The sequence below is a fragment of the Actinomadura rupiterrae genome, from assembly GCF_024172125.1.
Taxonomy (GTDB): domain Bacteria; phylum Actinomycetota; class Actinomycetes; order Streptosporangiales; family Streptosporangiaceae; genus Spirillospora; species Spirillospora rupiterrae.
The window spans coordinates 195,458-220,017 of the sequence record NZ_JAMZEA010000007.1; the positions used below are offsets into that span (position 1 = coordinate 195,458).

The following is a 24,560-nucleotide window of genomic DNA, read 5'->3' on the forward strand; positions in this document are numbered from 1 at the left end:
CAGGGCGAAGTCTAGCGTCCCATCCATACAGTACAGAACTGTATGGATGGGAGCGTGGCGCGGTGATCTGGTGGGCCGGGCGGGGACTGGCGCTGATCGGTGGCGGGCATCTGGCCATCGGACTGCTGCTCAGCAGGAGCTACTTCGACGACTGGTTCGCCCTGCGCCTGTGGGGCCACTGGACGGAGGACACGCACCAGGCCAGCTACTTCTGGGCGAACCCCGCCGGTTTCGGATGGCCTCTCCTGCTCATCGGCCTCACGGTGGTCTGGATGGACCGGCGCGGCATCACCCCGCCGCTCTTCCTGGCATGGATGGTGCTGGGCTGGGCCGTGGTCTGCGCCGTCATCGCCGAGCCGACGCCGGGCCCGGTGCTCGTGGCCTTCGCCGTCATGCTCCTGCGCGGGGTGCAGAAGGCGTCCGGACGCGCCCAGACCGTCCCGGCGGAGCAGGCCGCTGAGACTCAGCGGGCCGGTTTGTGAGCTTTGACGTAGGACAGCATGACCGGGAGATCGCCTTCGTCGACGACCTCGAAACCGGCGTCGGGGATCAGGGTTCCGAGCAGGTCCTTGGGGCTGTGCCGCATCGCCGGGCCGGTCATGTGGCCGGTGAGCGCGGCGACCAGCCGGTTGGACGGCGGACGGAACTCGGCGATCAGGAGCGTCCCGCCGGGCCGCAGGACGCGGAACATCTCCGCGAAGGCGGGCGCGCGATCGTCCACCGGCATGTGGTGGACGGCCAGGCTGGAGACCACCACGTCGAACGATCCGTCCGGAAGGCCGGTCTCCCGACCGCCCGCGACGACGTACGTGCAGTTCGCGGGGGCGCGGCGGCGCGCGTACTCGACCATCGGCTCGGACGGGTCGAGCCCGACGACCTCGCCGTCCCCGACGACCGTGGACAGGATTCTCGTCAGGTAGCCCGTCCCGCAGCCGACGTCAAGGACGCGCACGCCCGGACGGGCGCCGGCCAGCGCGGCCAGCCGGAGGAAGGTCTCGCGCCGCCGTCCCAGGAACCCGAAGCCCGCCACGAACTCGTAGGCGCGCGGGTGCCTGAGCGTCCCGCCCGACTCGCCGTGATCGTGTTCGGTCCCGTGCACCAGTCCACGCAGCCCCATTGCGCATCTCCTTCATTCGGAACAGTCTGTTCGTTAACGCATGGTGTGTTCGGCCGCCGAACGGGGTCAACAACCAGTTGGGGCCAGGTGTGCGTTACCGAACAGAAGGCGGAGAAGTGTTAGAGAAGGTCGACCGTCGCGTGCGGCGTACCCGGCAGGCGATCCAGCAAGCCCTCATGGACCTGATCCTGGAGAAGGGCTACAACGCGGTGACCGTCACCGACCTCATCAACCGCGCGGACATCGGCCGGTCCACGTTCTACGCGCATTTCGACGGCAAGCGCGCCGTCCTCGCCGCGACCATGCAACAGCTCAGCTTCCTGAACGCGGCGCCCGATCCCCACGGGCCCTTGTTCGCGTTCAGCCGTCCGCTGTTCGAGCACATCCACGAACAGCGCCGCATCATCCAAGCGCTGCTGGGCAGGCGCGGCGGACACGAACAGGCCGCTCACGCCAACGAACATCTCCGAGGCGTCATCCGCGACGAACTCCTCGCCCGGGGCGTAACGCCGACCGGCGCACTGGAACTGACGGTCACCTGCGTCCACGGCGCTCTGATGGCGCTACTGACCCGCTGGGCGGACGGCGAAGTCACGGCCACTCCGTCCGAACTGGACGCGGCCTTCCGCGCGACCGTCCTGCCAGGCGTCCAGGCGTTGCTGCCCGTCCAGTAACCGCTAGCCGAGTTCGTTCGGCCACTCGGTAGAGGTGGTGACCTTGAAGCCGCGGGCGGGGAAGACGGCGTCCATGAAGAAGTCGTGAATGGACTGGTCGCCGTCACCACACGCGTCCCGCAGAACGGTGACGTGGTAACCCCGGTCGGCGGCGTCGTAGCAGGTCGCCGCGACCATCGCGCTCGTAGCAACGCCAGCGACCACGATGGTGTCGACACCGCGAGCGCGCAGCACGAGGTCCAGGTCAGTACCGGCGAACGCGCTCGCACGGCGCTTCATCACGACGACGTCCTCGTCCGCGACCGGAAGGGCGATCTCGGTCCCGGACGACCCTTCGTGGAAGGTGTCCCCCGCCTCGAAGAACGACTTGAACAGATCGTTGTCGGCCGGCAGGTCGGCCCCGTTCGGGCGGAACCCGAAATGCACGAACACGACCAGGGCGCCGGCCTCGCGAGCGCGCGGCAGGAGGTCCGCCAGCGGCGCCACGACCTGCTTGGCGAACGGATACGCGCCCGTGATGCCCTGCTGGACGTCCCCGATGATCAGTGCGGTGCCCACGCCTTCTCCTGTCCGATCCGTCCGATGCAGGCCATCGTATGCACAGCACCGTAAGGACTCGAATCAGCCGACGCTCATACGACCGCTCTCCAGGGAACGGAGTGCCGCCCACGGCATCGACAGGGCAACCAGCCGCGGCGAGCAGCCAACAAAGCCCGCCCCAAGCCTTGTCCAGCGACAAGGTTGCCCTGAAGCGCTCCCCCGCCTGCATCTCCGGTCGCGGCCACGAACCGCCCGCCATCGCCGCCCGAGCGGCTTCGGGCGAGACGCGGCCGAGTTCCATCGAGATTCCCATGACCGATCAGCATGCCTGATCGGCCCGCACGGGAACGTGAATCAAGTAAGAAGTGGGGCAGGCGGGATTCGAACCCACTCAGCGCGAAGCACCTGCTTTACAGGCAGGCCCGACTCTCCCACTTCGGCGCCACCCCATACGTGCCCTCGGAGGGATTCGAACCCCCAACATTTCGGTCCTTAGCCGAACGCCTCTACCATTGGACTACGAGGGCGAAGTGCGGCTCCGGGGATTCGAACCCCGATCATCCGGTCGCTGAAACCGGCGCCTCTTCCAGTTGGACTAGAGCCGCGCACATAGAGAGAAGTCTCGGCGTCACCCTGCGCGCGGGCCGGAGTCAGGAAGTGGGATACCGGCCGGTGCTGGCGAGCGACGCCTTGGGCAGTCGATAGAGCTTCAGCATGGCCGGTCCTCCTCTCGGTGGTTCTGTCCGTTGCGGACGTTCATTAGGTTGCCAGCCCCGCGGAGGGCGTGCAACGGAATTAAAGGTCCAGGGTGAGGCGGCCTTGGGTGGCTCGGGAGACGCAGATGAGCATGGTGTTGTCGCCTGCGGGGTCGGAGGGGGCTCGGTCGTCTGCGGCGCCGGAGAGGATTCGCGTCTTGCAGGTGCCGCAGAAGCCTTGGCGGCAGGAGTAGGCGACGTCGGGCTTCTCCTCTTTGATGACGTCCAGGGCCGAGCGGGTGGCGGGGATTTGGAGGACGCGGCCGGAGGACTTGAGTTCCACCTCGAAGGGCTTGCCGTCGGTGATGGGGGCCGGGGCGAAGCGTTCGTAGTGGAGGGTCGCGTCCGCGGGGAGGGCGGCTCGGATGGCGTCGATCATCGGGGACGGGCCGCAGACGTGGACGGCGGTTCCGGGAGTGGCGGAGGCGAGGAGGAAATCGCTGGTCGGGATGCCGTCCGTGTCGTCCGTGCGGATGGTGACGCGCTGGTCTGGCAGCTCGTCCAGGAAAGGGAGGGTCGCGCGGGTGCGGCCGGTATAGATGAGGTGCCAGTCGGCGCCCAGTTTTTCGGCCGCTTTCACCATCGGGAGGATGGGGGTGATGCCGATGCCGCCCGCGATGAAGAGGTAGCGCTTGCGGGGGATGAAGGGGAAGGCGTTGCGGGGGCCCTGGACTTTGAGGACGGTGCCTTCGGAAAGCCCGTGGACTTCCAGGGAGCCGCCTCCGCCGTCGGGGAGGCGGCGGACGGCGATGCGGTACGTGCCCAGGTCGGACGGGTCGCCGCAGAGGGAGTACTGGCGGCGGCGGCCGGACGGCAGGTGCAGGTCCAGGTGGGAGCCGGGTTGCCAGGCCGGGAGCAGGCGGCCGTCGGGGGCGGCGAGGGTGAGGGACACGACTTCCTCGGCGACCTGCGTGACGGCTTGCACGACCAGGCGCATGGAGCGGTCCACCGGGCGGACGGGCGGCAGCGTCGGGGTGCGGAGCGTGCGGAGCCTGTACAGGCCGCTGAACAGGGCGGACGCGGCGATGACGAAGCGGTCGCGGGAGCGGCGGCCGTACAGGTCGGGCGGGATGGTCACCGGAGCGCCGCCTGGGCGGCCGGGGACGTGGCGAGGTAGGCGAGGGCCTGCTCGGTGGAGCCCTCGTTGAGGGGGCTGTAGTCGCGGCGCGTGTAGCGGCGGATGGACGCGGCGACCATGCGGCCCTCGGGGGTGAGCCCGGCGCGTCCGGTGCGGCGGATGTGCCGGACGCCGCCCTTGATGCGGCCCTTGACGATCGGATCGGCGGCCATGAGGTAGCGGTGGCCGCGCTGCCAGAGCGAGACCAGGGCGGTGACCGTCTCGGCCATGGCGCGGAGCCGGGCCGGGTAGCGGCCGTCGAGGTGCATGAACAGCTCGTGCGCGACGTGCCGGTGCTCGACCTCCTCGGCGCCGTGCCAGCGCAGCAGGTCGAGCATCATCGGGTCGGCGCCGGCCTCGTCCAGGGCGGTGGCGTTGAGGATCCAGTCGCCGAGGACGCCGGTGAAGTGCTCGATGGCGGCGATGAGGGAGATCCGCTCGTTGAGCCAGGCGCGGCGGCGGTCGCCGGTGAGGCCGCGGTCGCCGAGCATGCTCTCGAAGAGGAACTCGACCTGCCGGACGAAGGGCCGGACGTCCAGGCCCTGCTCCATGAAGTGGTCGAGGACGGCGTCGTGCGAGGAGGCGTGCATGGCCTCCTGGCCGATGAAGCCGAGCACGTCCTCGCGGAGGTCGTCGTCCTCGATCAGCGGGACGGCCTCCTTGAAGACCCGGACGAACCACTCCTCGCCGGCCGGGAGCAGCATGTGCAGCACGTTGATCAGGTGGGTGGCGACGGGGTCGCCGGGGATCCAGTGCAGCGGGACCGCGGACCAGTCGAAGCGCACGTCGCGGGCCTGCAGGACGAGGTTGTCCGGCTCCCCGAGCTGGGCGGTCATGGGCGGCTCCGGCGGGTGGTACGGGTCTTATTGACGAACTGTCCAGAAAGTACAACGGACGCTCGCCGGTTGACAACGTAACGTCCCGGTGAGGCATGTCACCCGGGGATGTGAGGTGTTCCGTCCCGCATCGCCGGGAAGCGGTGCCGGGCCGCGGTGGTGCCGCGGGTCATGCGGGTGATGTCGGCCTCGGGGAGCGTGTCGGTGTCGTCGTCGATGACCACTTCCCAGCGGCAGTGCGGGACGCGTCCGGCAGGGTTCCGGGGCGGCCGGTGGACGGGCCGGATCCGCGCCTTCGGGTTGACGGCCTGCGCGGTGACGTCGAACGTGCCGTCCTCGATGGTGTGGCACATGCCGGTGACCGACCGCTCGCCGAACGGCTCGACGTCGAGCAGCGCGCCGCAGGAGCGGAGCTGGAAGTAGCCGTGCCGCTCGTCGACCAGCTCGTACTCGACGTCCATGTAGGAGAAGGCGAACCCGGGGTCGAGCTGGAGGCATTTGAAGATCGCCGAGACGCCGTCGCCCTCGATCCGCATGATCTCGCGGATCCGGTCGGTGTAGATCGGGCTGGCGCCCTTCCACTCCTCGATGGCGATCTCCTCGACGGCCGCCTGGCCGTAGCGGAGGCCGACGGCGGTCATGCCGGAGCGGTCGAGCAGGTGGACGATCAGCGCGTACTCGCGGACGAGCCGGACGAGCGCGTCCCGCGACAGGTCCTCGAAGCGGAAGTCGGGGTCGAACTCCCCCGAATAGTCGGGCCGGGGCTTGCGTTCGGTCATGTTCTGAAATGTAGTCTGGACAGGTGTCCAGAACAACCGATCGCTTGTTCGGCAACCACCCCTCTCCCCTGCTCCTGGACGGCCGCCTCGTCCCCGGCTCCGGCGGCACGTTCGACACCCTGAACCCCGCGACCGGCGAGGTGGTCGGCCAGGCCGCCGACGCCACCGCGGACGATCTCGACCGCGCGCTCGAAGCCGCGCGCCGCGCGTTCGACGAGTCCGGCTGGTCGTCCGATGTGAAGTTCCGCGTGCACTGCCTGCGCCAGCTCCGGGACGCCCTCCAGAAGCACGCGGACGAGCTGCGCGAGATCACGATCCAGGAGGCGGGCGCGCCGCGCTTCCTGACATTCGGCGCGCAGCTGGACGGCCCGGTCGCCGATCTCGGCTGGTTCGCCGACCTCGCCGAGTCCTACGCCTGGGAGACCGATCTCGGGCATGCCGCGCCGATGGGCATGGCGTCGCGGCGGCGGATCGTCCGGGAGCCGGTCGGTGTCGTCGCGGCGATCACGCCGTGGAACTTCCCGCACCAGATCAACCTGGCGAAGGTCGGCCCGGCGCTGGCCGCCGGGAACGCGGTCGTGCTGAAGCCCGCGCCGGACACGCCCTGGTGCGCGGCGGCGCTCGGCGTCCTCGCGGCGGAGGAGACCGACATCCCGCCGGGCGTGCTGAACGTGGTCACCTCGTCCGACCACGGGATCGGCGCGCTGCTGGCCGAGGACCCGCGCGTCGACCTCGTCTCGTTCACCGGCTCGACCGCGACCGGCCGCGAGGTCATGGCCGCCGCTGCGCGGACCTTGAAGCGGGTGTTCCTGGAGCTCGGCGGCAAGTCGGCGTTCATCGTCCTGGACGACGCGGACCTCAAGGCGGCCTGCTCGTACGCGGCGTTCGCGGGCGTCACGCACGCCGGGCAGGGCTGCGCGATCACCACGCGCGTGCTCGTGCCGCGCGACCGGTACGACGAGGCCGCCGCGATCATGGCGAGGACTCTGAGCAGGCTCGGGCCGGGCGACCCGTCCGACGACGGGACGGTCTGCGGGCCGCTGATCTCGGCGCGGCAGCGCGACCGGGTCGAGGCGTACCTGCGGCTCGCGGTCGAGGAGGGCGGCGCGTTCGCGTGCGGCGGCGGGCGTCCGGCGGGCCGCGAGCGCGGCTTCTGGATCGAGCCGACGCTGGTCACCGGCCTCACCAACGCCGCGCGGACGGCGCGCGAGGAGATCTTCGGGCCGGTGCTGGTGCTGCTGCCGCACGACGGCGACGACGACGCCGTCCGGATCGCGAACGACTCGCCGTACGGGCTGTCCGGCGCGGTGCACGGCGGCCACGCGCGGGCGAACGCGGTCGCGGCGCGGCTGCGCGCCGGGACGGTGAGCGTGAACGGCGGCGTCTGGTACGGCGCGGACGTGCCGTTCGGCGGTTACAAGCAGTCCGGAATCGGCCGCGAGATGGGCGTGGCCGGGTTCGAGGAGTACCTGGAGACCAAGGCGATCGCCGAAGGGGCGTGAGGATGGGACGGTTCGAGGGGGCACGGTTCGAGGGGAAGGTCGCGATCGTCACCGGCGCGGCGGGCGGGATCGGCGCGGCGTACGCGCGGGCGCTCGCCGCCGAGGGCGCGTCCGTCGTCGTCGCGGACGTCAACGACGCGGGCCAGGACGTAGCGGACGAGATCAAGGGCCTGTTCGTGCACGCCGACGTGTCGGACCCCGCGTCCGTCCAGGCCATGGCGGACGCGGCGGCCGAGCGCTTCGGCGGCATCGACCTGCTGGTCAACAACGCCGCGATCTTCGGGACGATGAAGCTCGACTTCCTGTTCACGGTCGACTGGGACTACTACAAGCGGTTCATGGCCGTGAACATGGACGGCGCGCTGCTCTGCACCCGCGCCGTCGTCCCGCACATGCAGGCGCGCGGCGGCGGCGCGGTCGTGAACCAGTCGTCCACGGCGGCCTGGCAGTACGCCGGGTTCTACGGGCTGGCGAAGGTCGGCGTGAACGGCCTGACGCAGCAGCTCGCGCACGAGCTCGGCTCGCTGGGCATCCGGGTCAACGCGATCGCCCCCGGACCGACCGATACCGAGGCGAACCGGACGGTCGTCCCGGGGAACATGTCGCAGAAGATCGTCCGGGACAGGCTCGCGATCAAGCGGATGGGCACACCGGAGGATCTGACCGGGATGTGCCTGTTCCTGCTGTCCGACGAGGCGCGCTGGATCACCGGGCAGATCATCAACGTGGACGGCGGCGAGGTGTTCCGCGCATGACCACCGGGGCCGTGCGGATGACCACCGGGTTCATAGGGCTCGGCCAGATGGGCGCACCGATGGCGAAACACCTGGTCAAGCACGGTCTGGTCGTCTACGACACGCGTCCCGAAGCGGTCGAGCCGCTCGTCGCCGAGGGCGCGCGCGCCGCTACGAGCGTCGCCGAACTGGCCGAGGCGTCCGACCTGGTCTCGGTCATGGTCCGGGACGACGCGCAGGTGAACGAGGTCGCGGACGAGGCGCTGCCCGTGATGCGTCCCGGAAGCGTGTTCGCGATCCACTCGACCATCCGCGCGAGCACCGCCGAGGCGCTGGCCGCCCGCGCAGGCGAAGTGCACGTCGTGGACGCGCCGGTCAGCGGCGGTTTCATGGGCGCGGCAGACGGCACCCTCGCGGTCATGGTCGGCGGCTCGGACGAGGCGTTCGAGCGCTGCCGCGAACCGTTCGAGGCGTGGGCCGGGCTCGTCCTGCACATGGGACCGGTCGGCGCGGGCACGCGCACGAAGCTGGCCCGCAACCTGCTGCACTTCACCGCGTTCACGGCCGCCGCCGAGGCGCAGCGGCTCGCCGAGGCGTCCGGGGTGTCGCTGCGGCGGCTCGCCCGGATCGTCCGGCACACCGACGCGATCACCGGCGGCGCGGGCTCGATCATGCTGCGCGCGACCACCGCGCCGCTCGCGGACGACGATCCGCTGCGCCCGATCCTGGAGCACGTGCGGGCGCTCGGCGAGAAGGACCTGGCGTTCGCGCTCGAACTGGCCGGCGAGCTGGACGTCGACACCCCGCTCGCCCGGCTCGCGCTCGAACGGTTCGCCGCCGGCCTCGGCCTTGAGGAGAGAGATGGATGAGCGGCGCGCCCGCGGCCTCGCCAAGATGCGCGAGGTCTACGGCTGGGAGGTCGGCGACGCGCCCGGCGACTTCTTCGGCATCACCGTCGACCACCTGTTCGGCGACATCTGGACGCGCCCGGGCCTGTCCCTGCGCGACCGGCGGCTACTGCTGGTCGGCATGCTCGCCGGTCAGGGCTTGAACGACGTTCTGGACATCCAGATCCCGGCGGCGCTGGAAAGCGGCGACCTCACCCCGGACGAGCTGCGCGAGATCGCGATCTTCCTGACTCACTACATCGGCTGGCCGCTCGGATCCAAGCTGTCGGTGCAGGTCGACACGCTCATCGCCAGATGGGAGAAGGGTCGGGCATCAGGATCGGACCGGTGACGGCGAACCGCTCCACACCGCGCCTGGTCAGGTTCACGCGCACCTCGACGACGCCGCTCGCGGAATGGCAGACGCCGCGCGCCGGAAAGTGAAGGCCGTCCACCGCCAGCCGCGCGCCGAGCACCCGGACCGGCAGCAACACCCGCGAACCGGCCGTCAGCGGCGCGATCGAGCATCCGGCCGCGTCGCGCAACCCGTCCTCGCTCAGGCCGGCGCCGCGCAGACCGGCGCGGTGCAGGTCGTCGCGCAGCTCGGCGCACAGGCCCGCGCCGGGCGGGCGGTCGTCGCGCGGGTCGGGCGAGGCGCAGCCGATCGAGCCCGGGTGTCCGGGGCGCGGGGTCGGCGCGCCGTCGTCGCGCGTTACGGACAGGACGTCCACGACCACGACATCGCCGGGTTCGGCGCCGACCACCACGAGCGGTCCGGACCGTCCGGCCGCGGGGACCGCCAGCCGTGCCGTCCCGCCCGTGATGACCTCGGCCGCAGCGGGGATCTGGGGATGCCAGCGGCGCGGGAGATCGATGAGCGAGGACGGCACGGTGGGTTCCCTTCCCGAGACGGCGGGGTGACAGGCACGATCATGCCTACGCGGCTGTTTCCGGACCGTTTCGACGGGACGACGCGCAGGTAAGCGTGCCATCACCGGAAAGCCAGGAACCGGACGCGCGTCCGCGACGTCCAACACCCATGCGTGCCCTGGTTTGTGCATCCGCGCTCACGGCCGCGACGCTCGCCCTTGCGGCCTGCGGCTCCTCCGGCACCCGCAACGGTCCCGTGGCCCTTCCGCCCTTGAAGCTGGTCGGGTACGACTCGTGCGACGCGCTCCTGCGGGATCTGCGCAAGGCCTCGCCGCCGGAGCCCGTCCCGGAGGACCGGGATCTGGTGGGCCGAGCAGGCGTCCCGGACGGCAACGCCTATGCCGCCGCGCCCAACCAGGCCCCCGCACAGCATTCCGGCACAAATGCCTATGAACCGGACGCGGACGAGCCCGACTCCGTGAAGACCGACGGCCGCCGCATTGTCGCGCTCACCGGAGACCGCCTGCAGATCATCGACGCCGCCACCCGGACGCTGACCGCGCGGCTCTCGCTGGCGACTGCCACGCCCGGCCCCTACATACGCGGCGACCAGCTGCTACTCAGCGGCGACCGCGCGCTCGTGATCTCGACGCGCAGCCTGCTCCCGCCGCCCGGGACCGTCCGGCCCGGTACCGTGCCCGACCGCGGGCCCGCCGTCCGGCGCGTCCAGACGACCCTCACGCTCGTCGATCTGACCGGCGTCCCGAAGGCGATCGGGACGATGACCGTGAACGGCTCGTACGTGGACGCGCGGCAGACCGGCTCGACGGTCCGGCTCGTCGTCCGCTCGGCGCCGCGCATGATCATCCCGTTCCGGCCGCGCGAGAACATGCCGCAGCACCTGCCCCGGACCACCATGCCGGACAGCCCGTCCACGTCGCCGAGCCAGGAGCCGACGCCGCAGCCGAAGCTGGACGACTGGCTTCCCAGCGCGACCGTGTCCGTCCCCGGCGCGCCGTCCAGGACCTACCAGGAGCCCTGCGACCAGGTGAAACGCCCGTCCGCGCCGACCGGTGGCGGGCTGCTCAGCGTGCTGACCATCGACCCCGCGAAGGGCCTCGGCGACCCGCAGCCGGTCAGCGTCGTCGGCGACGGCCAGACCGTCTACGGCAACGGGACGACCCTGTACGTGGCGGGCTCCACCTTCACCGGGACGATCCAGACCCGCGTCCACCGCTTCGACGTCGGCGGGACCGGAAAGCCCCGCTGGGTCGCGTCCGGAACGGTTCCCGGCACGCTGCTCAACCAGTACGCGCTGTCCGAATACCAGGGCGCGCTCCGCGTCGCGACGACGGTCGGGAAGGTCAGCGGCGTCCACATCCTCACCCGCAAGGACGACCGCCTCACGCAGGTCGGGCAGCTCGACGGACTGGGCCGCAACGAGCGCCTGTATGCCGTCCGCTACCTGGGACGCATCGCCTATGCCGTCACGTTCCGCCAGGTGGACCCGCTGTACGAGCTGGACCTCGGCGACCCCGCGCACCCGCGCGCGCTCGGCGAACTCAAGATCAACGGCTACTCGTCCTACCTGCACCCCACCCCGGACGGCCACCTCATCGGCGTCGGCCAGGACGTCACGGCCCGCGGCATCCCGACCGGGCTGCTGGTCTCGGAGTTCGACGGCTCGACTCCCCCGCGGCGCATCGCGTCCTACACCGAGAAGGACCGGCTCTCCTACACCGGCATGGACCCGCACGCGTTCCTGTACTGGCCCGCGACCGGCCTGGCCGTCATCCCGGCCCAGTCGATCGGCACCTACCCGCCGCCCGAGGGCGCCTTCGCGCTGACGATCGACGCCAAGGGCATCCGTCCCACCGGCTTCATCAGGCAGGACCGGGTGCGCCGCGCGATGGTCATCGGCGACACGCTCTGGACGTTCTCCGACACAGGCGCGATCGCCTCCGGCCTCACCGACCTGAAGAGGCGCGCCGAGATCACCTACCCCCAGCCCTGACGCGCCCGACCGTGAAAGGCTTGAAAGGCGGCTAGCGGAGGCCGACGGAAGGCGGCTAGCGGAGGCCGACGCGGCGGGACAGGGCGGTCTGGATGAGGCGGTCGACCAGGGCCGGGTAGTCGACCCCGGCGGCGGCCCACATCTGCGGGAACGCCGACGTCGGGGTGAAGCCCGGCATGGTGTTGATCTCGTTGAGGATCCAGCGGCCGTCGGGCGTGTAGAAGAAGTCGACCCGGGCCAGGCCCTCGCAGTCGAGCGCGTCGAACGCCCGCACCGCGATCCGGTGCAGCTCCTCGATCGCGCCGACGGGCAGGTCCGGCGGGATGGTCAGCGAGGTCGAGCCGTCGAGGTACTTGGTCTCGAAGTCGTAGAAGTCGTGCGCGTTCGCCATCCGGATCTCGGCGGGCGGGCTCGCCTCGGCCGGCGCGTCGCCGATGCCCTGCAGCACGCCGCACTCGATCTCGCGGCCGACGATCGCGGCCTCGACGATCACCTTCGGGTCGTGCTCGCGGGCCGTCTCGATCGCGGCCTCCAGGTCGGCCTCGTCGGTCACCCGGGTGATGCCCATGCTGGACCCGGCGCGCGCGGGCTTGACGAACACCGGCAGGCCCAGCTCGGCGATCTCGTCCAGCTTGCGCTTGCGCTCGCGCCGCCACTCGCGGTCGGTCATCGTCACGTACGGGCCGACCGGCAGGCCCTGCGCCTGCCAGACCAGCTTCATGAAGCCCTTGTCCTGGCCGACCGCGCTCGCCAGCACGCCCGCGCCGACGTAGCGGACGCCCGCGAGTTCGAGCAGGCCCTGGAGCGTGCCGTCCTCCCCGTAGGGGCCGTGCAGCAGCGGCAGGACGACGTCGACCTCGCCGAGCGTGCGCGGCACCTCGCCGGGCTCGACGACCATCAGGCCGCGCGCCTCGGGGTCGAACGGCAGCGCCAGCGCGCTGCCCTCGGCGCCGACCTCGGGCAGCCGGCCACCGGTGATCGCCAGGTCCAGGTCCGCGGGGGGCAGCACCCACCGCCCGTCACGCGCGATGCCGACCGGGAGCACCTCGTAGCGGTCGCGGTCGATCGCGGCCATCACCGCGCCCGCGGTGACGGCGGAGATGGCGTGTTCGGAGCTGCGCCCGCCGAACACCACCGCCACACGGATCTTGCCTGAAACCTGGGACATGGTGTCCGACCCTACCGGTGATCAGGCGCTATCGGCCACGCTCGGCACCGGCCCGGCGCCGCGTCCGGCATCGGTTCCGGCGCGCTCGGCGTCGATTCCGGCGCGTCCGGCGACGGGTCCGGCGCGCCGGGCGTCGGTTCCGGCGCGCCCGGCGGCGGGTCCGGCGCGCCGGGCGTCGGTTCCGGCGCGCCCGGCGGCGGGTCCGGCGCGTCCGCCGGTCTCCCGGCCGGTGACGCGCGCGACCGTGTCGAGGGCGCGGCCGACGTCGCGGACGAGGTCGGCGGCGTCCTCCAGGCCGATCCGGAACCGGACGGCCGCCGGGTCGCAGCCGGGCAGCTCGGTCGCGGCGTGCGCGACGGCCGTGCGGACACCGCCGTCGGTCCCGGCGACGAGCGCCAGCCGGACCGCGTCGACCAGCGCCTGGCCCGCGGCGAGCCCGCCGTGCGGCGTCACCGTCACGACCGCGCCGAACCGCGTGCCCTCGGGCCCGGCATCGAACAGGCGGCGCGCGAGCTTGTGCGACGGATGCTGCGGCAGCCCCGGGTAGCCCACGGACCGGACGGCCGGGTGCTTGGCCAGCGCGGCGGCGAACACGCTCGCCGTGTCGCACTGCCGCCGGACGCGCAGCGGCAGCGTCTCCAGGCCGCGGCGCAGCAGGAACGCGTCGTCCGGGCCGAGCGACGCGCCGGTCTCGACCCGGACGCGCCGGATCACCGCCATCACGTGCGCGCCGCCGACCACCACGCCGCCGGACGCGTCGCCGTGCCCGCCGAGCCCGCCGGACGCGTCGTGGACGACCAGGTCGGCGCCGTGTTCGAGCGGGCGGCACACCACCGGCGTCGTCCGGGACGCGTCGACGGCGAGCAGCGCACCGCGCGCATGCGCGAGCGCGGCGAGGCGCGGCAGGTCCGGCACGGCGAGATCGGGCTCGGAGAGCGCCTCCGCCCACACCAGGCGCGTCGTCGGACGCATCGCCGCCGCCATTTCGGACGGCTCGGCGAACGTGGTCTCGACGCCGAAACGGGCGAGCAGCCCGGTCAGCACGGTGCGGACGGGCCCGTGCGCGGCGGCGGGCGCGACGACGTGCGCACCGGACGTCGCGCAGGCCAGCAGCACGCCCGTGACGGCGGCGGCGCCGGACGGGAACGCCTCGGCGGTCGCCGGGCCGTCCAGACGGGCGCCGTCCAGAGCGGCCACGCCGGACGCGAACGCCAGCGCGGACGGGTTGTCGACCGGGTCGGCCCCGCCTACCGCGGATCCGGCGGCGGCCAGCTCGGCGTGCTCGGCCGCGCCCGCGTAGGCGAAGGCGGCCGTGCGCCACACGGGCGCGCCGACCGGGATCTGCTGCGGGACCGCCGGCTGGGGCAGGTGTGCGGCTCGGGTGTTCTCACCCTGCCGGGTACTGGAGGTGCTACGCATCGTCCCCAGTGTGTCACGGACTGTGCTTATCCGCCTTCGGTGTCACGCCGTAACGCTCGGGTTTCGGCGACCGGGTGATCAGCGCGAGGCCCGCCTCCTTGACCGGCTTGCCCTCGTGCAGCACCGCCGCCACCTCCTCGGTGATCGGCATCTCCACGTCGTGCTTGCGCGCCAGCTCCAGCACCGCCTTGGACGACTTGACGCCCTCGGCGGTCTGCTTGGTCACCGCGATGACCTGCTCGGGCGTCATGCCGCGGCCGAGGTTCTCGCCGAACGTCCGGTTCCGGGACAGCGGCGAGGAGCAGGACGCGACCAGGTCGCCCATCCCGGCGAGGCCCGCGAAGGTGTGCTCGTCCGCGCCGAGCGCCGCGCCCAGCCGGGCGGTCTCGGCGAGCCCGCGGGTCATCAGCACGGCCTTGGTGTTGTCGCCGAAGCCGAGCCCGACCGCCATCCCGACGCACAGCGCGATCACGTTCTTCACCGCGCCGCCCAGCTCCACGCCGATCACGTCGGTGGAGGTGTAGGTGCGGAAGTACGGGGTCATCGTGGCGGCCTGGAGGCGCTCGGCGCCCGCCATGTCCAGGCAGGCGGCGACGGCCGCGCCGGGCTCGCCGGTGGCCAGCTCGCGCGCCAGGTTCGGGCCGGAGAACACCGCGACCCGCTCCGGCGGCGCGCCCGCCACCTCGGCGATCACCTCGCTCATCCGCCGCGTGGTCCCGAGCTCGACGCCCTTCATCAGGCTGACCAGCAGCGCGTCCGGCGGCAGGTGCGGGGCCCAGGCGGCGAGGTTGGTGCGCAGCGTCTGCGCGGGGACCGCGATGCCGACCACGTCCGCGCCGGCGAGGGCCTCGGCGGCGTCGGTGGTGGCGCGCAGGTCCTCGGGCAGCGCGACGCCGGGCAGGTAGTCGGGGTTCTCGTGGCGCTCGTTGACGGCCTCGACGACCTCGGGACGGCGGCCCCAGAGGGTCACCTCGCTCCCCGCGTCGCTCATCAGCTTGGCGACGACGGTCCCCCAGGAACCGGCGCCGAGTACGGCGCAGCGCAGGGTCACTTGCCGTCCCCCTGTTCCGCGGCCTGCTCCGGTGTGCCGACGATCCCGGACGGCTCGGCGGAACCGGCGGCCTCGGCGGAGCCGGCGGCCTCGGCGGCGCGGCGGCGCTCCTCCAGGACCTTGTGGTGGTCGTACAGCTCGGCGGGCGCCTGCTCGCCGCGCAGCTCGCCGAGCAGGTCGGCGATCTGGCGCATGATGTCGTCGGTCGCGGCGCGCAGCGTGGCCTTGGTGAGCGGCTGGCCCTCGTACTCCGACAGGTCCACGGGCGGCCCGGCGATCACCTGCATGGTCTTGCGCGGGAACGGGTGGAAGCCCTTCTTCAGCCGTCCGCGCAGCCCGGTCGGCTCGCCCTTCTTGTAGGGCAGCAGCTCGTGCGCGCCCCAGCTCGCCACCGGGACGACCTTCGCGCCCGTCTTCAGCGCCATCCGCGCCACGCCGGTCTGCCCGGTCATCGGCCACAGCTCCGGGTCACGCGTGCAGCTGCCCTCGGGGTAGAACATCAGGCACTGGCCGTTGCGGAGGGCCTCCTCGGCGTCGCGGAGCGCGAGGGCGGCGTCCGAACGGTCGCGGTACACCGGGATCTGCCCGGTTCCGCGCAGCACGTTCCGGATCACCGGGACGTCGAACAGGGTGGACTTGGCCAGGTACACCGGGTAGCGGCCGGACTCGTAGACGAAGTGCGCGAGGGCGAGCGGGTCGGACTCGGAGATGTGGTTGGCCGCGATGATCACGCCGCCCTCGCCCGGCACGTTCCCCCGGCCCCGCCAGTCCCGCTTCAGCAGCCCGTACAGCAACGGGCGAAGGATGACGATGGTCAGCTTCCGCCAGCCGGGCGAATAACCGTGGCCCATGCCCGTCCCTCCTCGTTCCGAAACCCCCGCCGAGGTGAACGCGGGGTGTCCTCAAGTGTCGCGGTTGCGAGCGCATAAAGTCGAATGGCCATGTCTACAGCAGAACGCGCCGTGCTCCGCACCGGCTGGACGCTGGTCGTCCCGGTCAAGGTGCTGGCCAGGGCGAAGACCCGGATGGCGGACGGCGCGGGCCCGCACCGCGAGGCCCTGGCGCTCGCGGTCGCGGGCGACACGGTCGCCGCGGCGCTGGCCTGCGACCGGGTCCGCGCTGTGATCGTCGTCACCGACGACCCGCTGCCCGCCGCCGAGCTGGCCGCCCTGGGCGCCACGGTCGTCCCGGACGAGCCGGACGCGGGCCTCAACCCCGCCCTCGTGCACGGCGCCGGACGCGGCCGCGCGCTCCATCCCGACTCGGGTGTCGGGGCGCTTTCTGCCGACCTACCCGCTTTGCGCCCTGCCGAACTCGCCAGGGCCCTGGACGCCGCGTCCGATGCGCCCGAGGCGTTCGTCCCGGACGCGGTCGGTGTCGGCACGACGCTCTACACGGCCCGTCCGGGGGTGCCGTTCGCTCCGGCGTTCGGCGGTGACTCGCGCACCGCGCACCGCGCCCGGGGCGCCCGCGAGCTGCTGCTTCCGGAGATCGACAGCGTCCGCCGCGACGTCGACACCCCCGCCGATCTCAGGGCCGCGCTGGAACTGGGCGTCGGCCCGCGGACGGCGGCCGTCGCCGCCCTGCTCCCCGAACCGGTGACCGGCCGCTAGGGTCGGGGCATGCAGGCGACCGTGCGCGTGTACGACCCGGAGACCCGCTCCGGCAGCGTCCTGCTGGACGACGGCTCCGAGCTGGACTTCGACGCCCCCGCCTTCGACGCGGGCGGCCTGCGCCTGCTCCGCCTCGGCCAGCGCGTCAACCTCGCCGTGGCCCCGGACGGCCGGGTCACCGCGATCACCCTCTCCACGTTCCCCCTGCCCTGACCGGCCGGGACGCGGCACCAGCCAGGGACGCGGCACCAAGCAGGGACGCGGCACAACGGCGCCAGCCAGGGACGCGGGCACAGCACGGCCGCGGCACAAGACAACGGCGCCCGGCCCCGCGGGATGCGGATGCCGGGCGCCGTCGCTTGCGTTGCGCCTACTTCTTGCCGGCGACCAGGTTCTTGAAGTCGGCCCCGGCCTTGAACTTCGGCACCGACGTCGCGGGAACCTCGATGGTCTTGCCCGTTGCGGGGTTCCGGGCCGTGCGGGCAGGCCGGTCGGCCTTCTCGAACGAACCGAACCCGGTGATCGCGACCTTGTCGCCCTTGGCGACCGTGGCCTGGATCGTCTCCAGGATCGCGTCGACGGCCTCAGCGGCGGCCTTCTTGCTGCCAAGCCGCTCTGAGATGGCGTCGACCAGCTCACGCTTGTTCATGGGTTACTCCTCTAGTTCCCCCCTTGCCCGAACGAAACTAAGGGAGCCATGCCACCGACACAATCACCTGAACGCGAGAGTTCCCGTGTCGCAGGCGTTTTTGTCGGTCTCGCCCCCGTCTCGGGCGGGCGCCGGACCGGATCCGGCCACGGCGAACGCTAGCGGGAGTCGGGGGAAGACGAGAAATCGGCGGCGCGCCCTTCCAGGAAGGCGTCCAGCCTGCGGGCGGCCAGCCCGGGGTCGCGTTTGGCCAGGTCGGTGATCGCCAGGAGCTGCCGGTGGAGCCTGCGGCGGTCGCCCGCGGGCAGCGGCGCGAGCCTCCGGTGCGCCTCGCGCAGCCGCTCGGCGAGCCGGGTGAGCTCCGGGTCGTCCCAGGCGGGTCCCGCCCACGGAACGCCGCTCACCGCGCGCCTCCTGCCACGCCCGGCCCCCTTTCCGGCACGTCGCGCGTGCCTTCGCACAAGGGGAATTGTCCCTGCTGCGCGGGCATGCCGGTACGCCCGGGGTGCGTCCAGCGGACGCGCCCCGGGCGCGGGGCGGACGACGTCGCAGGTCAGAGCACGGAATCAGGCACCGCGCCCGGACCTGCGGCCAGGGCCGTCGGGCGGTTCAGGCCGTGGTGGGGAGCTGCTCGGCGCGGTTCAGGCCGTGGTGGGGAGCAGCGCGGGGCGGTTCCGCTCGAAGTCGGCGATCGCGTCGGCGTGGCGCAGGGTCAGGCCGATGTCGTCCAGGCCCTCCATGAGCCGCCAGCGGGTGTAGTCGTCGATCTCGAAGGACGCGACGACGTCCCCCGCCGTGACCTGGCGGTTCTCCAGGTCGACGGTGATCTCGGCCTGCGGGTCGCGCTCGGCGCGGGCCTGGATCGCCTCGACCGTCTCGGCGGGCAGGACGACCGGCAGCAGCCCCATCTTCGTGCTGTTGTTGCGGAAGATGTCGCCGAAGCGCGGCGCGATCACGACCCGGAACCCGTACTGCTGGAGGGCCCAGACGGCGTGCTCGCGGGACGAGCCGGTGCCGAAGTCCGGCCCGGCGACCAGCACGGTCGCGCCGGCGTACTCGGGCTGGTTCAGCACGAACGCGGGGTCCTCGCGCCAGGCGGAGAACAGGCCCTTGTCGAAGCCGGTGCGGCTGACCTGCTTGAGCCAGACGGCCGGGATGATCTGGTCGGTGTCGACGTTGCTGCGGCGCAGCGGGACCGCGCGCCCGGTGTGCGTGACGAACTTCTCCATGATTCTTTACGTCCTTACAGGTCGGCCGGTGAACAGGGTGCGGCGAGGCGGCCCCGGCTCACCGAGCAGAGAGGTCGGCGGGCGCGGCCAGGCGGCCGGTGACGGCGGTGGCGGCGGCGACGGCGGGGCTCACCAGGTGGGTGCGGCCGCCGGGTCCCTGCCGTCCCTCGAAGTTGCGGTTGGACGTGGAGGCGCTGCGCTCGCCGGGCGTGAGCTTGTCGGGGTTCATCGCCAGGCACATCGAGCAGCCCGCCTCGCGCCACTCGGCGCCCGCCGCGGAGATCACCTCGTGCAGGCCCTCGGCCTCGGCCTGCTGCTTGACCTTCATCGAGCCGGGGACGACCAGCATCCGGACGCCGTCCGCGACCCGCCGTCCGGACAGCACGGACGCGACGGCGCGCAGGTCCTCGATGCGGCCGTTGGTGCAGGAGCCGACGAAGACGGTGTCCACGGCGATGTCGCGGAGCGGCGTCCCGGCGGTCAGGCCCATGTACTGGAGGGCGCGCTCGGCGGCCTGGCGCTCGGTCGGGTCGGCGATGGCCTCCGGGTCGGGCACGGACTCGCCCAGCGGGAGGCCCTGGCCGGGGTTGGTGCCCCAGGTCACGAACGGCGTGAGCGTGGAGGCGTCGATGACGACCTCCTTGTCGAACACGGCGTCGTCGTCGGTGCGCAGGGACGTCCAGTACTCGACGGCCTCGTCCCAGGCGGCGCCCTGCGGGGCGTGCGGGCGGTCCTTCAGGTACGCGAACGTCGTCTCGTCCGGGGCGATCATCCCGGCGCGGGCGCCCGCCTCGATGGACATGTTGCAGACCGTCATCCGGCCCTCCATCGACAGCTCGCGGATCGCCTGGCCGCGGTACTCGATGATGTGGCCCTGGCCGCCGCCGGTGCCGATCTCGGCGATGATCGCCAGGATCAGGTCCTTGGCGGTGACGCCGTCCGGCAGCGAGCCGTTCACGGTGACGGCCATCATCTTCGGCTTGACCTGCGGCAGCGTCTGCGTGGCGAGGACGTGCTCGACCTCGCTGGTGCCGATACCGTGGGCCAGCGCGCCGAACGCGCCGTGCGTGGAGGTGTGCGAGTCGCCGCAGACCACCGTCATGCCGGGCTGGGTCAGGCCGAGCTGCGGGCCGATGACGTGCACGATGCCCTGCCCGTCGTCCCCCATCGGGTGCAGCCGGACGCCGAACTCGGCGCAGTTCTTGCGCAGCGTCTCCACCTGCGTGCGGGAGACCGGGTCGGCGATCGGCGCCAGCAGGTCGGTCGTCGGGACGTTGTGGTCCTCGGTCGCGATCGTCAGGTCGGGGCGGCGGACGGGCCGCCCGGCCATCCGCAGCCCGTCGAAGGCCTGCGGGCTGGTGACCTCGTGCACGAGGTGGAGGTCGATGTAGAGCAGGTCCGGCTCGCCCTCGACACGTCGCACGACGTGCGCGTCGTACACCTTCTCGGCCAATGTGCGGCCCATCGCTCCACCTCACCTGTGTCCGGCCGGCGCCTCGGTGCGCCCGGCTCCTCCGTCTCCCCGACTTGCATCTCACATCCCGAGACGGCAATATCAAGGCATGGACAACTCTAGCGGAGTCGGCGTTCTCGACAAAGCGGTTCTCGTGCTGAACGCCCTGGAGGCCGGTCCGGCCTCGCTGGCGCAGCTCGTCCAGACCACCGGACTGGCGCGCCCGACGGCCCACCGGCTCGCCGTCGCGCTGGAGCACCACCGGCTCGTGCACCGCGACACCCAGGGCCGGTTCATCCTCGGTCCGCGGCTCGCCGAGCTGGCCGTCGCGGCGGGCGAGGACCGGCTGCTGGCGATCGCCCAGCCCATCCTGGCCCAGCTCAGGGACATGACCGGCGAGAGCGCCTCGCTGTTCCGCCGACAGGGCGACGTCCGGGTCTGCGTGGCGGCGGCGGAACGCTCCAGCGGCCTGCGCGACACGATCCCGGTCGGCGCGGCGCTGCCGATGACCGCGGGCTCGGCCGCGCAGATCCTCCTCGCGTGGGAGGAGCCGGACCGCCTGCACCGCGGGCTGCGCGGCGCGAAGTTCGAGGCCACCACGCTCGCCCAGGTCCGCCGGCGCGGCTGGGCGCAGAGCGTCGGCGAGCGCGAGCAGGGCGTCGGCTCGGTCTCGGCCCCCATCCGCGGCGCGGGCGGACGGGTGATCGCCGCCGTCTCGGTCTCCGGCCCCCTGGAGCGCCTGACCCGCACCCCCGGACGCCTGCACGCCGCCCCCGTCACGGCCGCCGCCGAGAAGGTCAGCGAGGCCATGCGCCGCACCACGAACTGACCCCCGGCCCCCTACGAGCAGACCTCAGCCGGACCCTTCACCAGGGTCCGGCTTTTTGTTCGCCCGGCAGCCGGCTTTCAGCGGAGGGCGGCGAGGATGTCGGCCACCTGGGCCCGGAAGAGGGCGGGCATGTCGATCTCGTCGGGCGCCAGGAGCCACTGGGTCTGGAGGCCGTCCATGAGGGCGATGACCCGGACGGCATAGGAGTCGGCGTCGATGCCGGCGCGGAACTCCCCGGCGGCGACTCCGGCGGCGAAGGACTCGGCCACGCGGGCGCGCAGGTGGGCGTAGCGGTCCCGGGCCCAGGCGCGCGCGGGGTGGTCGGCGGTGACGGCCTCGCTGGTCAGGACGGCGAACAGGCGCACCAGCTCGGGCGCGCGGGAGTTGTGCTCGACCAGGTCGGCCAGCGCGTCCAGCATGGCGGCGCCGGTGGGCGGGGCGCCGTCCGGGCCGAGGAAGCGCTCGGCGTCGCGGCGGTCGCGCAGGTCCAGGACGGCGACCAGGAGCTGCTCCTTGCTGCGGAAGTGGTGCAGCAGGCCGGGCTGGGAGAGCCCGGCGCGCTCGGCGACGCGGGCCAGGGACGTGCCCCGGTAGCCGTTCTCGGCGAACTCCTGCATCGCGATGTGCAGGATCCGCTCGCGTCGCGCGTCTCCGGCGGCGTAGCCCCGCCGCCCGTCCGTCCTGGTGGCCACGGCGCCTCACTTTACGCATCGGAGTAGGTCACGCACTGGTAACAAACCTACCGAGTACTCGGTAAAGCGGCATAGAGTCCGGACCGATGACGGGTTCCCCGCTGGTTTCAGGAGGTCTCATGGAGGACGTGCTGCGGGCGCGGCTGGCCAAGCTCACGCTGGAGGAGAAGGTCGGCCTGCTGACCGGCGCCGACTTCTGGACGCTGCACCCGGTCCCGAAGATCGGGCTGCGCCGGATGGTGCTGTCGGACGGCCCGTCCGGCGTGCGCGGCACCACCTGGGACGAGCGGGACCCGAGCCTGCTGTTCCCCAGCGTCACCGCGCTCGCCGCGACCTGGGACGTCGCGGCGGCCGAGCGGACCGGGCGGCTGAACGGCGCGCAGGCGCGGGACAAGGGCGTGCACGTCCAGCTCGCGCCGACGATCAACCTGCACCGCACCCCGCTCGGCGGCCGGCACTTCGAGAACTTCTCCGAGGACCCGCTGCTGGTGTCCCGGATCGGGGCGGGGTTCGTCCGCGGCGTCCAGTCGGCGGGCGTCGCCGCGACGGTGAAGCACTTCGTGGGCAACGACTCGGAGACCGAGCGGAACTCCTACGACGCCGTGATCGACGACGAGACCCTGGACGAGCTGTACCTGCGCCCGTTCGAGGAGACGGTGAAGGCGGGCGCGTGGGCGGTCATGGCCGCCTACAACAAGGTCAACGGCCTCTCGATGACCGAGCACAGGCCGCTGCTCACCGACGTGCTCAAGGTGAGGTGGGGCTTCGACGGCATCGTCATGTCGGACTGGACGGCGATCCGCTCGACCGCCGAGTCCGCGAACGCGGGCATGGACCTGGAGATGCCCGGCCTGCCCGGCCCGCTGAACTTCTGGCGGGACAAGCTGGTCGCGGCCGTCCGCGAGGGCGCGGTCTCCGAGGAGGTGATCGACGACAAGGTGCTGCGCATCCTGCGGCTGGCGGCGCGCGTGGGCGTGCTCGACGGGTTCCCCGAGCCGGCGCCGGTGAGCACGCCGTCCGACGCGCGCGAGCAGCTCCGCGACCTGGCCGCGCGCGGGATGGTGCTGCTGCGCAACGAGGGCGGCGTCCTGCCGCTGAACGCGCCGCGCAAGATCGCGCTGATCGGCCCGAACGCGGTGCGGTTCGGCGCGCAGGGCGGCGGGTCCGCGCACGTGAACCCGGAGCACGTGGTCACGCCGCTGGAGGGGCTGCGCCGCGTCCTCGGGGACGACACCGAGATCGAGCTGCGTGCGGGCGTCTACCCGCACAAGCGGTACGCGGGCCTGCCGATGGAGCTGGCGACCGATCCCGAAACGGGCGGGCGCGGCGTCCGGCTGACGTTCCTGGACGCGCAGGGCGGCGTCCTCAAGTCGGAGAGGCGCGAGGCCGCGAGCTTCCTGTTCTTCGAGGGCATCCCGGACGGCACGGCGAAGATCACGGTGGCGACGGACGTCACGGTCGCCGAGCCGGGCCTGCACACCTTCGCCGCGCAGGGCCTCGGCACGTACGGGGTGACGCTCGGCGACACGGTCACCGAGATCACGATGGCACTGGAGGGCGACGACCCGCTCGGCGGCCTGCTCGCTCCCCCGGAGCGCCGCTTCGTCCTGGAGCTGGACGCGGGCGCGACCGTCCCGTTCCGGCTGGAGCACGAGCTGAGCGGCGAGGCGCTGTTCGGCGCGGCGTCCTTCGGGCTCGGGTACTTCGCGCCGCACCTGCCCGAGGACGACGAGCTGGACGCCTCGGTCGCCGCCGCCCGCGAGGCGGACGTCGCGATCGTGGTCGTCGGCACCAACGACGACGTGGAGTCCGAGGGCTTCGACCGGGACACCCTCGCGCTGCCCGGCCGCCAGGACGAGCTGGTCGCGGCCGTCGCCGCCGCCAACCCGCGCACCGTCGTGGTCGTGAACGCCGGTTCGCCGGTGCTGATGCCGTGGCGGGACGACGTGGCGGCCGTCCTGTGGGCGTGGCTGCCGGGCCAGGAGGGCGGCGACGCGATCGCGGACGTGCTGACCGGCGCGGCCGAGCCCGGCGGGCGCCTGCCCACCACGTTCCCGGCGTCGGAGGACAACGTCCTGTCGCCGGTCCCGGTGGACGGCGTGCTCGCCTACGAGGAGGGCGACAAGATCGGCTACCGGCACTACCCGGCGGACGACGTCGCGTACCCGTTCGGCCACGGCCTCGGCTACACGACCTGGGAGTACGCGGACGTCAAGGTCGTGGGAGGCGTCGCCGAGGTGACCGTCCGCAACACCGGGCACCGGACCGGACGCGAGGTCGTGCAGGCGTACGCGACGACCGACGAGATGCCGGTGCGGCTGGCGGGGTTCGCCGTCGCGGAGGCGGCTCCGGGCGAGTCGGTGACCGTCCGGATCGAGCTGGACGACCGGCTTCCGGCGTCCTGCCGGGTGCACGTGGGCCGCTCGGTGGCGGACCTCCGGCTGCACGCCTGAGACCCCGGCGCGTCCCCCCGACGCCCCGGGGACGCGCCGAACGAGGCGATACGCCTGATTTGTCAGACTATGCCGTCCCGGCCTGCCGGGACGGCGCCCTCGTTTGTTGGATAGTGCCGGTATTCAATGCCCCTCCTGCTGGATAGTGGCGATATCCAGACGCGGCAGGCATCAGGCGA

General features: G+C 72.4%; 26 protein-coding genes and 3 tRNA genes. 11 read left to right on the plus strand and 18 right to left on the minus strand.

Going from position 1 to position 24,560, the window contains the following annotated elements:
• Positions 1-62: 62 nt before the first annotated feature.
• Positions 63-482, plus strand: coding sequence for a DUF6463 family protein (locus tag FHU30_RS25245; RefSeq protein ID WP_253879075.1), 420 nt, complete (start codon positions 63-65; stop codon positions 480-482).
• On the opposite strand, the gene FHU30_RS25250 is transcribed toward FHU30_RS25245, so the two are convergent.
• Entirely contained in the window at positions 464-1,117 is a 654-nt protein-coding gene (locus tag FHU30_RS25250; RefSeq protein WP_253879076.1) for a class I SAM-dependent methyltransferase, read from the minus strand. The two genes, FHU30_RS25245 and FHU30_RS25250, sit on opposite strands and share 19 nt — an antisense overlap.
• A 140-nt stretch (positions 1,118-1,257) precedes the next feature.
• Here FHU30_RS25250 and FHU30_RS25255 point away from each other — a divergent pair, with 140 nt between their 5' ends.
• Positions 1,258-1,791 carry a TetR/AcrR family transcriptional regulator gene (locus FHU30_RS25255; RefSeq protein WP_253879077.1) on the plus strand — a complete coding sequence of 178 codons (534 nt, stop codon included), beginning with the start codon at positions 1,258-1,260 and terminating at the stop codon, positions 1,789-1,791.
• 3 nt (positions 1,792-1,794) lie between these two features.
• Here the strand turns inward: FHU30_RS25255 and FHU30_RS25260 are convergent, their stop codons facing one another.
• The 7 genes from FHU30_RS25260 to FHU30_RS25290 all read right to left on the minus strand — a co-directional run bounded on the left by FHU30_RS25260 (position 1,795) and on the right by FHU30_RS25290 (position 5,818).
• Positions 1,795-2,349 carry a cysteine hydrolase family protein gene (locus FHU30_RS25260; protein ID WP_253879078.1) on the minus strand — a complete coding sequence of 185 codons (555 nt, stop codon included), beginning with the start codon at positions 2,347-2,349 and terminating at the stop codon, positions 1,795-1,797.
• Between the two features lie 348 nt (positions 2,350-2,697).
• Positions 2,698-2,780 (minus strand) — tRNA-Tyr (locus FHU30_RS25265).
• Positions 2,781-2,785: 5 nt separating this feature from the next.
• Positions 2,786-2,858, minus strand: a tRNA-Leu gene (locus FHU30_RS25270).
• Between the two features lie 4 nt (positions 2,859-2,862).
• A tRNA-Leu gene (locus tag FHU30_RS25275) sits at positions 2,863-2,936 on the minus strand.
• Between the two features lie 190 nt (positions 2,937-3,126).
• The gene (locus FHU30_RS25280; RefSeq protein ID WP_253879079.1) at positions 3,127-4,164 is read right to left on the minus strand and encodes a PDR/VanB family oxidoreductase; all 1,038 of its coding nucleotides are present in this window, start codon (positions 4,162-4,164) and stop codon (positions 3,127-3,129) included.
• Positions 4,161-5,039, minus strand: coding sequence for a metal-dependent hydrolase (locus FHU30_RS25285; RefSeq protein WP_253879080.1), 879 nt, complete (start codon positions 5,037-5,039; stop codon positions 4,161-4,163). The genes FHU30_RS25280 and FHU30_RS25285 overlap by 4 nt, the downstream gene beginning before the upstream one ends.
• Positions 5,040-5,137: 98 nt before the next feature.
• Positions 5,138-5,818: a hypothetical protein gene (locus FHU30_RS25290; RefSeq protein ID WP_253879081.1), complete on the minus strand. Its 681-nt coding sequence runs from the start codon at positions 5,816-5,818 to the stop codon at positions 5,138-5,140.
• Between the two features lie 23 nt (positions 5,819-5,841).
• Between FHU30_RS25290 and FHU30_RS25295 the strand changes: the two genes are divergently transcribed.
• Genes FHU30_RS25295 through FHU30_RS25310 form a run of 4 tightly spaced genes read left to right on the plus strand, consistent with a single transcriptional unit; the run spans position 5,842 to position 9,293 of the window.
• Entirely contained in the window at positions 5,842-7,320 is a 1,479-nt protein-coding gene (locus FHU30_RS25295) for an aldehyde dehydrogenase (protein ID WP_253879082.1), read from the plus strand.
• Between the two features lie 2 nt (positions 7,321-7,322).
• A complete protein-coding gene (locus FHU30_RS25300; protein WP_253879083.1) occupies positions 7,323-8,075 on the plus strand; it encodes an SDR family oxidoreductase in 753 nt (250 codons plus the stop codon).
• Entirely contained in the window at positions 8,072-8,923 is an 852-nt protein-coding gene (locus tag FHU30_RS25305; RefSeq protein WP_253879084.1) for an NAD(P)-dependent oxidoreductase, read from the plus strand. Before FHU30_RS25300 ends, FHU30_RS25305 begins: the two co-directional genes overlap by 4 nt.
• Positions 8,916-9,293, plus strand: coding sequence for a carboxymuconolactone decarboxylase family protein (locus FHU30_RS25310; protein WP_253879085.1), 378 nt, complete (start codon positions 8,916-8,918; stop codon positions 9,291-9,293). Before FHU30_RS25305 ends, FHU30_RS25310 begins: the two co-directional genes overlap by 8 nt.
• Here the strand turns inward: FHU30_RS25310 and FHU30_RS25315 are convergent.
• On the minus strand, positions 9,247-9,831 hold the full coding sequence (locus FHU30_RS25315) for an acetamidase/formamidase family protein (protein WP_253879086.1): 585 nt from the start codon (positions 9,829-9,831) through the stop codon (positions 9,247-9,249). The genes FHU30_RS25310 and FHU30_RS25315 overlap by 47 nt on opposite strands.
• Positions 9,832-10,067: 236 nt before the next feature.
• Here FHU30_RS25315 and FHU30_RS25320 point away from each other — a divergent pair, with 236 nt between their 5' ends.
• A complete protein-coding gene (locus FHU30_RS25320; RefSeq protein WP_253879087.1) occupies positions 10,068-11,825 on the plus strand; it encodes a beta-propeller domain-containing protein in 1,758 nt (585 codons plus the stop codon).
• Between the two features lie 55 nt (positions 11,826-11,880).
• Here FHU30_RS25320 and FHU30_RS25325 read toward each other — a convergent pair whose 3' ends face one another.
• The 4 genes from FHU30_RS25325 to FHU30_RS25340 are packed head-to-tail and all read right to left on the minus strand — an operon-like array spanning position 11,881 to position 16,314.
• A complete protein-coding gene (locus FHU30_RS25325) occupies positions 11,881-12,993 on the minus strand; it encodes a D-alanine--D-alanine ligase family protein (RefSeq protein ID WP_253879088.1) in 1,113 nt (370 codons plus the stop codon).
• Between the two features lie 21 nt (positions 12,994-13,014).
• Positions 13,015-14,412, minus strand: a complete 1,398-nt coding sequence (locus tag FHU30_RS25330) for a trans-sulfuration enzyme family protein (RefSeq protein ID WP_253879089.1) — start codon at positions 14,410-14,412, stop codon at positions 13,015-13,017.
• 13 nt (positions 14,413-14,425) lie between these two features.
• Positions 14,426-15,463: an NAD(P)H-dependent glycerol-3-phosphate dehydrogenase gene (locus tag FHU30_RS25335; protein ID WP_308211394.1), complete on the minus strand. Its 1,038-nt coding sequence runs from the start codon at positions 15,461-15,463 to the stop codon at positions 14,426-14,428.
• Positions 15,460-16,314 carry a lysophospholipid acyltransferase family protein gene (locus FHU30_RS25340; protein WP_253879090.1) on the minus strand — a complete coding sequence of 285 codons (855 nt, stop codon included), beginning with the start codon at positions 16,312-16,314 and terminating at the stop codon, positions 15,460-15,462. Before FHU30_RS25340 ends, FHU30_RS25335 begins: the two co-directional genes overlap by 4 nt.
• 90 nt (positions 16,315-16,404) lie before the next feature.
• Here FHU30_RS25340 and cofC point away from each other — a divergent pair, with 90 nt between their 5' ends.
• The gene (cofC, locus tag FHU30_RS25345) at positions 16,405-17,076 is read left to right on the plus strand and encodes a 2-phospho-L-lactate guanylyltransferase (protein ID WP_372503947.1); all 672 of its coding nucleotides are present in this window, start codon (positions 16,405-16,407) and stop codon (positions 17,074-17,076) included.
• Positions 17,077-17,085: 9 nt separating this feature from the next.
• Positions 17,086-17,289, plus strand: coding sequence for a hypothetical protein (locus FHU30_RS25350; RefSeq protein ID WP_253879092.1), 204 nt, complete (start codon positions 17,086-17,088; stop codon positions 17,287-17,289).
• Positions 17,290-17,446: 157 nt separating this feature from the next.
• Here FHU30_RS25350 and FHU30_RS25355 read toward each other — a convergent pair whose 3' ends face one another.
• The 4 genes from FHU30_RS25355 to leuC form a co-directional block, all read right to left on the minus strand.
• The gene (locus tag FHU30_RS25355; protein WP_253879093.1) at positions 17,447-17,725 is read right to left on the minus strand and encodes an HU family DNA-binding protein; all 279 of its coding nucleotides are present in this window, start codon (positions 17,723-17,725) and stop codon (positions 17,447-17,449) included.
• Between the two features lie 158 nt (positions 17,726-17,883).
• Positions 17,884-18,129: an SCO5555 family protein gene (locus tag FHU30_RS25360; protein ID WP_253879094.1), complete on the minus strand. Its 246-nt coding sequence runs from the start codon at positions 18,127-18,129 to the stop codon at positions 17,884-17,886.
• A 237-nt stretch (positions 18,130-18,366) separates the two neighbouring features.
• Complete coding sequence (gene leuD / locus FHU30_RS25365; protein ID WP_253879095.1) at positions 18,367-18,954, minus strand: 3-isopropylmalate dehydratase small subunit; 588 nt, start codon at positions 18,952-18,954, stop codon at positions 18,367-18,369.
• Positions 18,955-19,012: 58 nt separating this feature from the next.
• Positions 19,013-20,419 carry a 3-isopropylmalate dehydratase large subunit gene (leuC, locus tag FHU30_RS25370; RefSeq protein ID WP_253879096.1) on the minus strand — a complete coding sequence of 469 codons (1,407 nt, stop codon included), beginning with the start codon at positions 20,417-20,419 and terminating at the stop codon, positions 19,013-19,015.
• A gap of 97 nt (positions 20,420-20,516) precedes the next feature.
• Here leuC and FHU30_RS25375 point away from each other — a divergent pair, with 97 nt between their 5' ends.
• On the plus strand, positions 20,517-21,236 hold the full coding sequence (locus tag FHU30_RS25375; protein WP_253879097.1) for an IclR family transcriptional regulator: 720 nt from the start codon (positions 20,517-20,519) through the stop codon (positions 21,234-21,236).
• 77 nt (positions 21,237-21,313) lie between these two features.
• On the opposite strand, the gene FHU30_RS25380 is transcribed toward FHU30_RS25375, so the two are convergent.
• Positions 21,314-21,928: a TetR/AcrR family transcriptional regulator gene (locus FHU30_RS25380; protein WP_253879098.1), complete on the minus strand. Its 615-nt coding sequence runs from the start codon at positions 21,926-21,928 to the stop codon at positions 21,314-21,316.
• Between the two features lie 86 nt (positions 21,929-22,014).
• Between FHU30_RS25380 and FHU30_RS25385 the strand changes: the two genes are divergently transcribed.
• Positions 22,015-24,381 carry a glycoside hydrolase family 3 protein gene (locus FHU30_RS25385; RefSeq protein WP_253879099.1) on the plus strand — a complete coding sequence of 789 codons (2,367 nt, stop codon included), beginning with the start codon at positions 22,015-22,017 and terminating at the stop codon, positions 24,379-24,381.
• Positions 24,382-24,560 lie beyond the last annotated feature (179 nt).

Bases quoted from the DNA above. Each gene is read 5' to 3' on its own strand.
- FHU30_RS25250 (WP_253879076.1), bottom strand. From the start codon at position 1,117: ATGGGGCTGCGTGGACTGGTGCACGGGACCGAACACGATCACGGCGAG.
- FHU30_RS25285 (WP_253879080.1), bottom strand. From the start codon at position 5,039: ATGACCGCCCAGCTCGGGGAGCCGGACAACCTCGTCCTGCAGGCCCGC.
- FHU30_RS25290 (WP_253879081.1), bottom strand. From the start codon at position 5,818: ATGACCGAACGCAAGCCCCGGCCCGACTATTCGGGGGAGTTCGACCCC.
- FHU30_RS25300 (WP_253879083.1), top strand. From the start codon at position 7,323: ATGGGACGGTTCGAGGGGGCACGGTTCGAGGGGAAGGTCGCGATCGTC.
- FHU30_RS25305 (WP_253879084.1), top strand. From the start codon at position 8,072: ATGACCACCGGGGCCGTGCGGATGACCACCGGGTTCATAGGGCTCGGC.
- FHU30_RS25310 (WP_253879085.1), top strand. From the start codon at position 8,916: ATGGATGAGCGGCGCGCCCGCGGCCTCGCCAAGATGCGCGAGGTCTAC.
- FHU30_RS25325 (WP_253879088.1), bottom strand. From the start codon at position 12,993: ATGTCCCAGGTTTCAGGCAAGATCCGTGTGGCGGTGGTGTTCGGCGGG.
- FHU30_RS25330 (WP_253879089.1), bottom strand. From the start codon at position 14,412: ATGCGTAGCACCTCCAGTACCCGGCAGGGTGAGAACACCCGAGCCGCA.
- FHU30_RS25340 (WP_253879090.1), bottom strand. From the start codon at position 16,314: ATGGGCCACGGTTATTCGCCCGGCTGGCGGAAGCTGACCATCGTCATC.
- cofC (WP_372503947.1), top strand. From the start codon at position 16,405: ATGTCTACAGCAGAACGCGCCGTGCTCCGCACCGGCTGGACGCTGGTC.
- FHU30_RS25350 (WP_253879092.1), top strand. From the start codon at position 17,086: ATGCAGGCGACCGTGCGCGTGTACGACCCGGAGACCCGCTCCGGCAGC.
- FHU30_RS25355 (WP_253879093.1), bottom strand. From the start codon at position 17,725: ATGAACAAGCGTGAGCTGGTCGACGCCATCTCAGAGCGGCTTGGCAGC.
- leuD (WP_253879095.1), bottom strand. From the start codon at position 18,954: ATGGAGAAGTTCGTCACGCACACCGGGCGCGCGGTCCCGCTGCGCCGC.
- leuC (WP_253879096.1), bottom strand. From the start codon at position 20,419: ATGGGCCGCACATTGGCCGAGAAGGTGTACGACGCGCACGTCGTGCGA.
- FHU30_RS25375 (WP_253879097.1), top strand. From the start codon at position 20,517: ATGGACAACTCTAGCGGAGTCGGCGTTCTCGACAAAGCGGTTCTCGTG.
- FHU30_RS25385 (WP_253879099.1), top strand. From the start codon at position 22,015: ATGACGGGTTCCCCGCTGGTTTCAGGAGGTCTCATGGAGGACGTGCTG.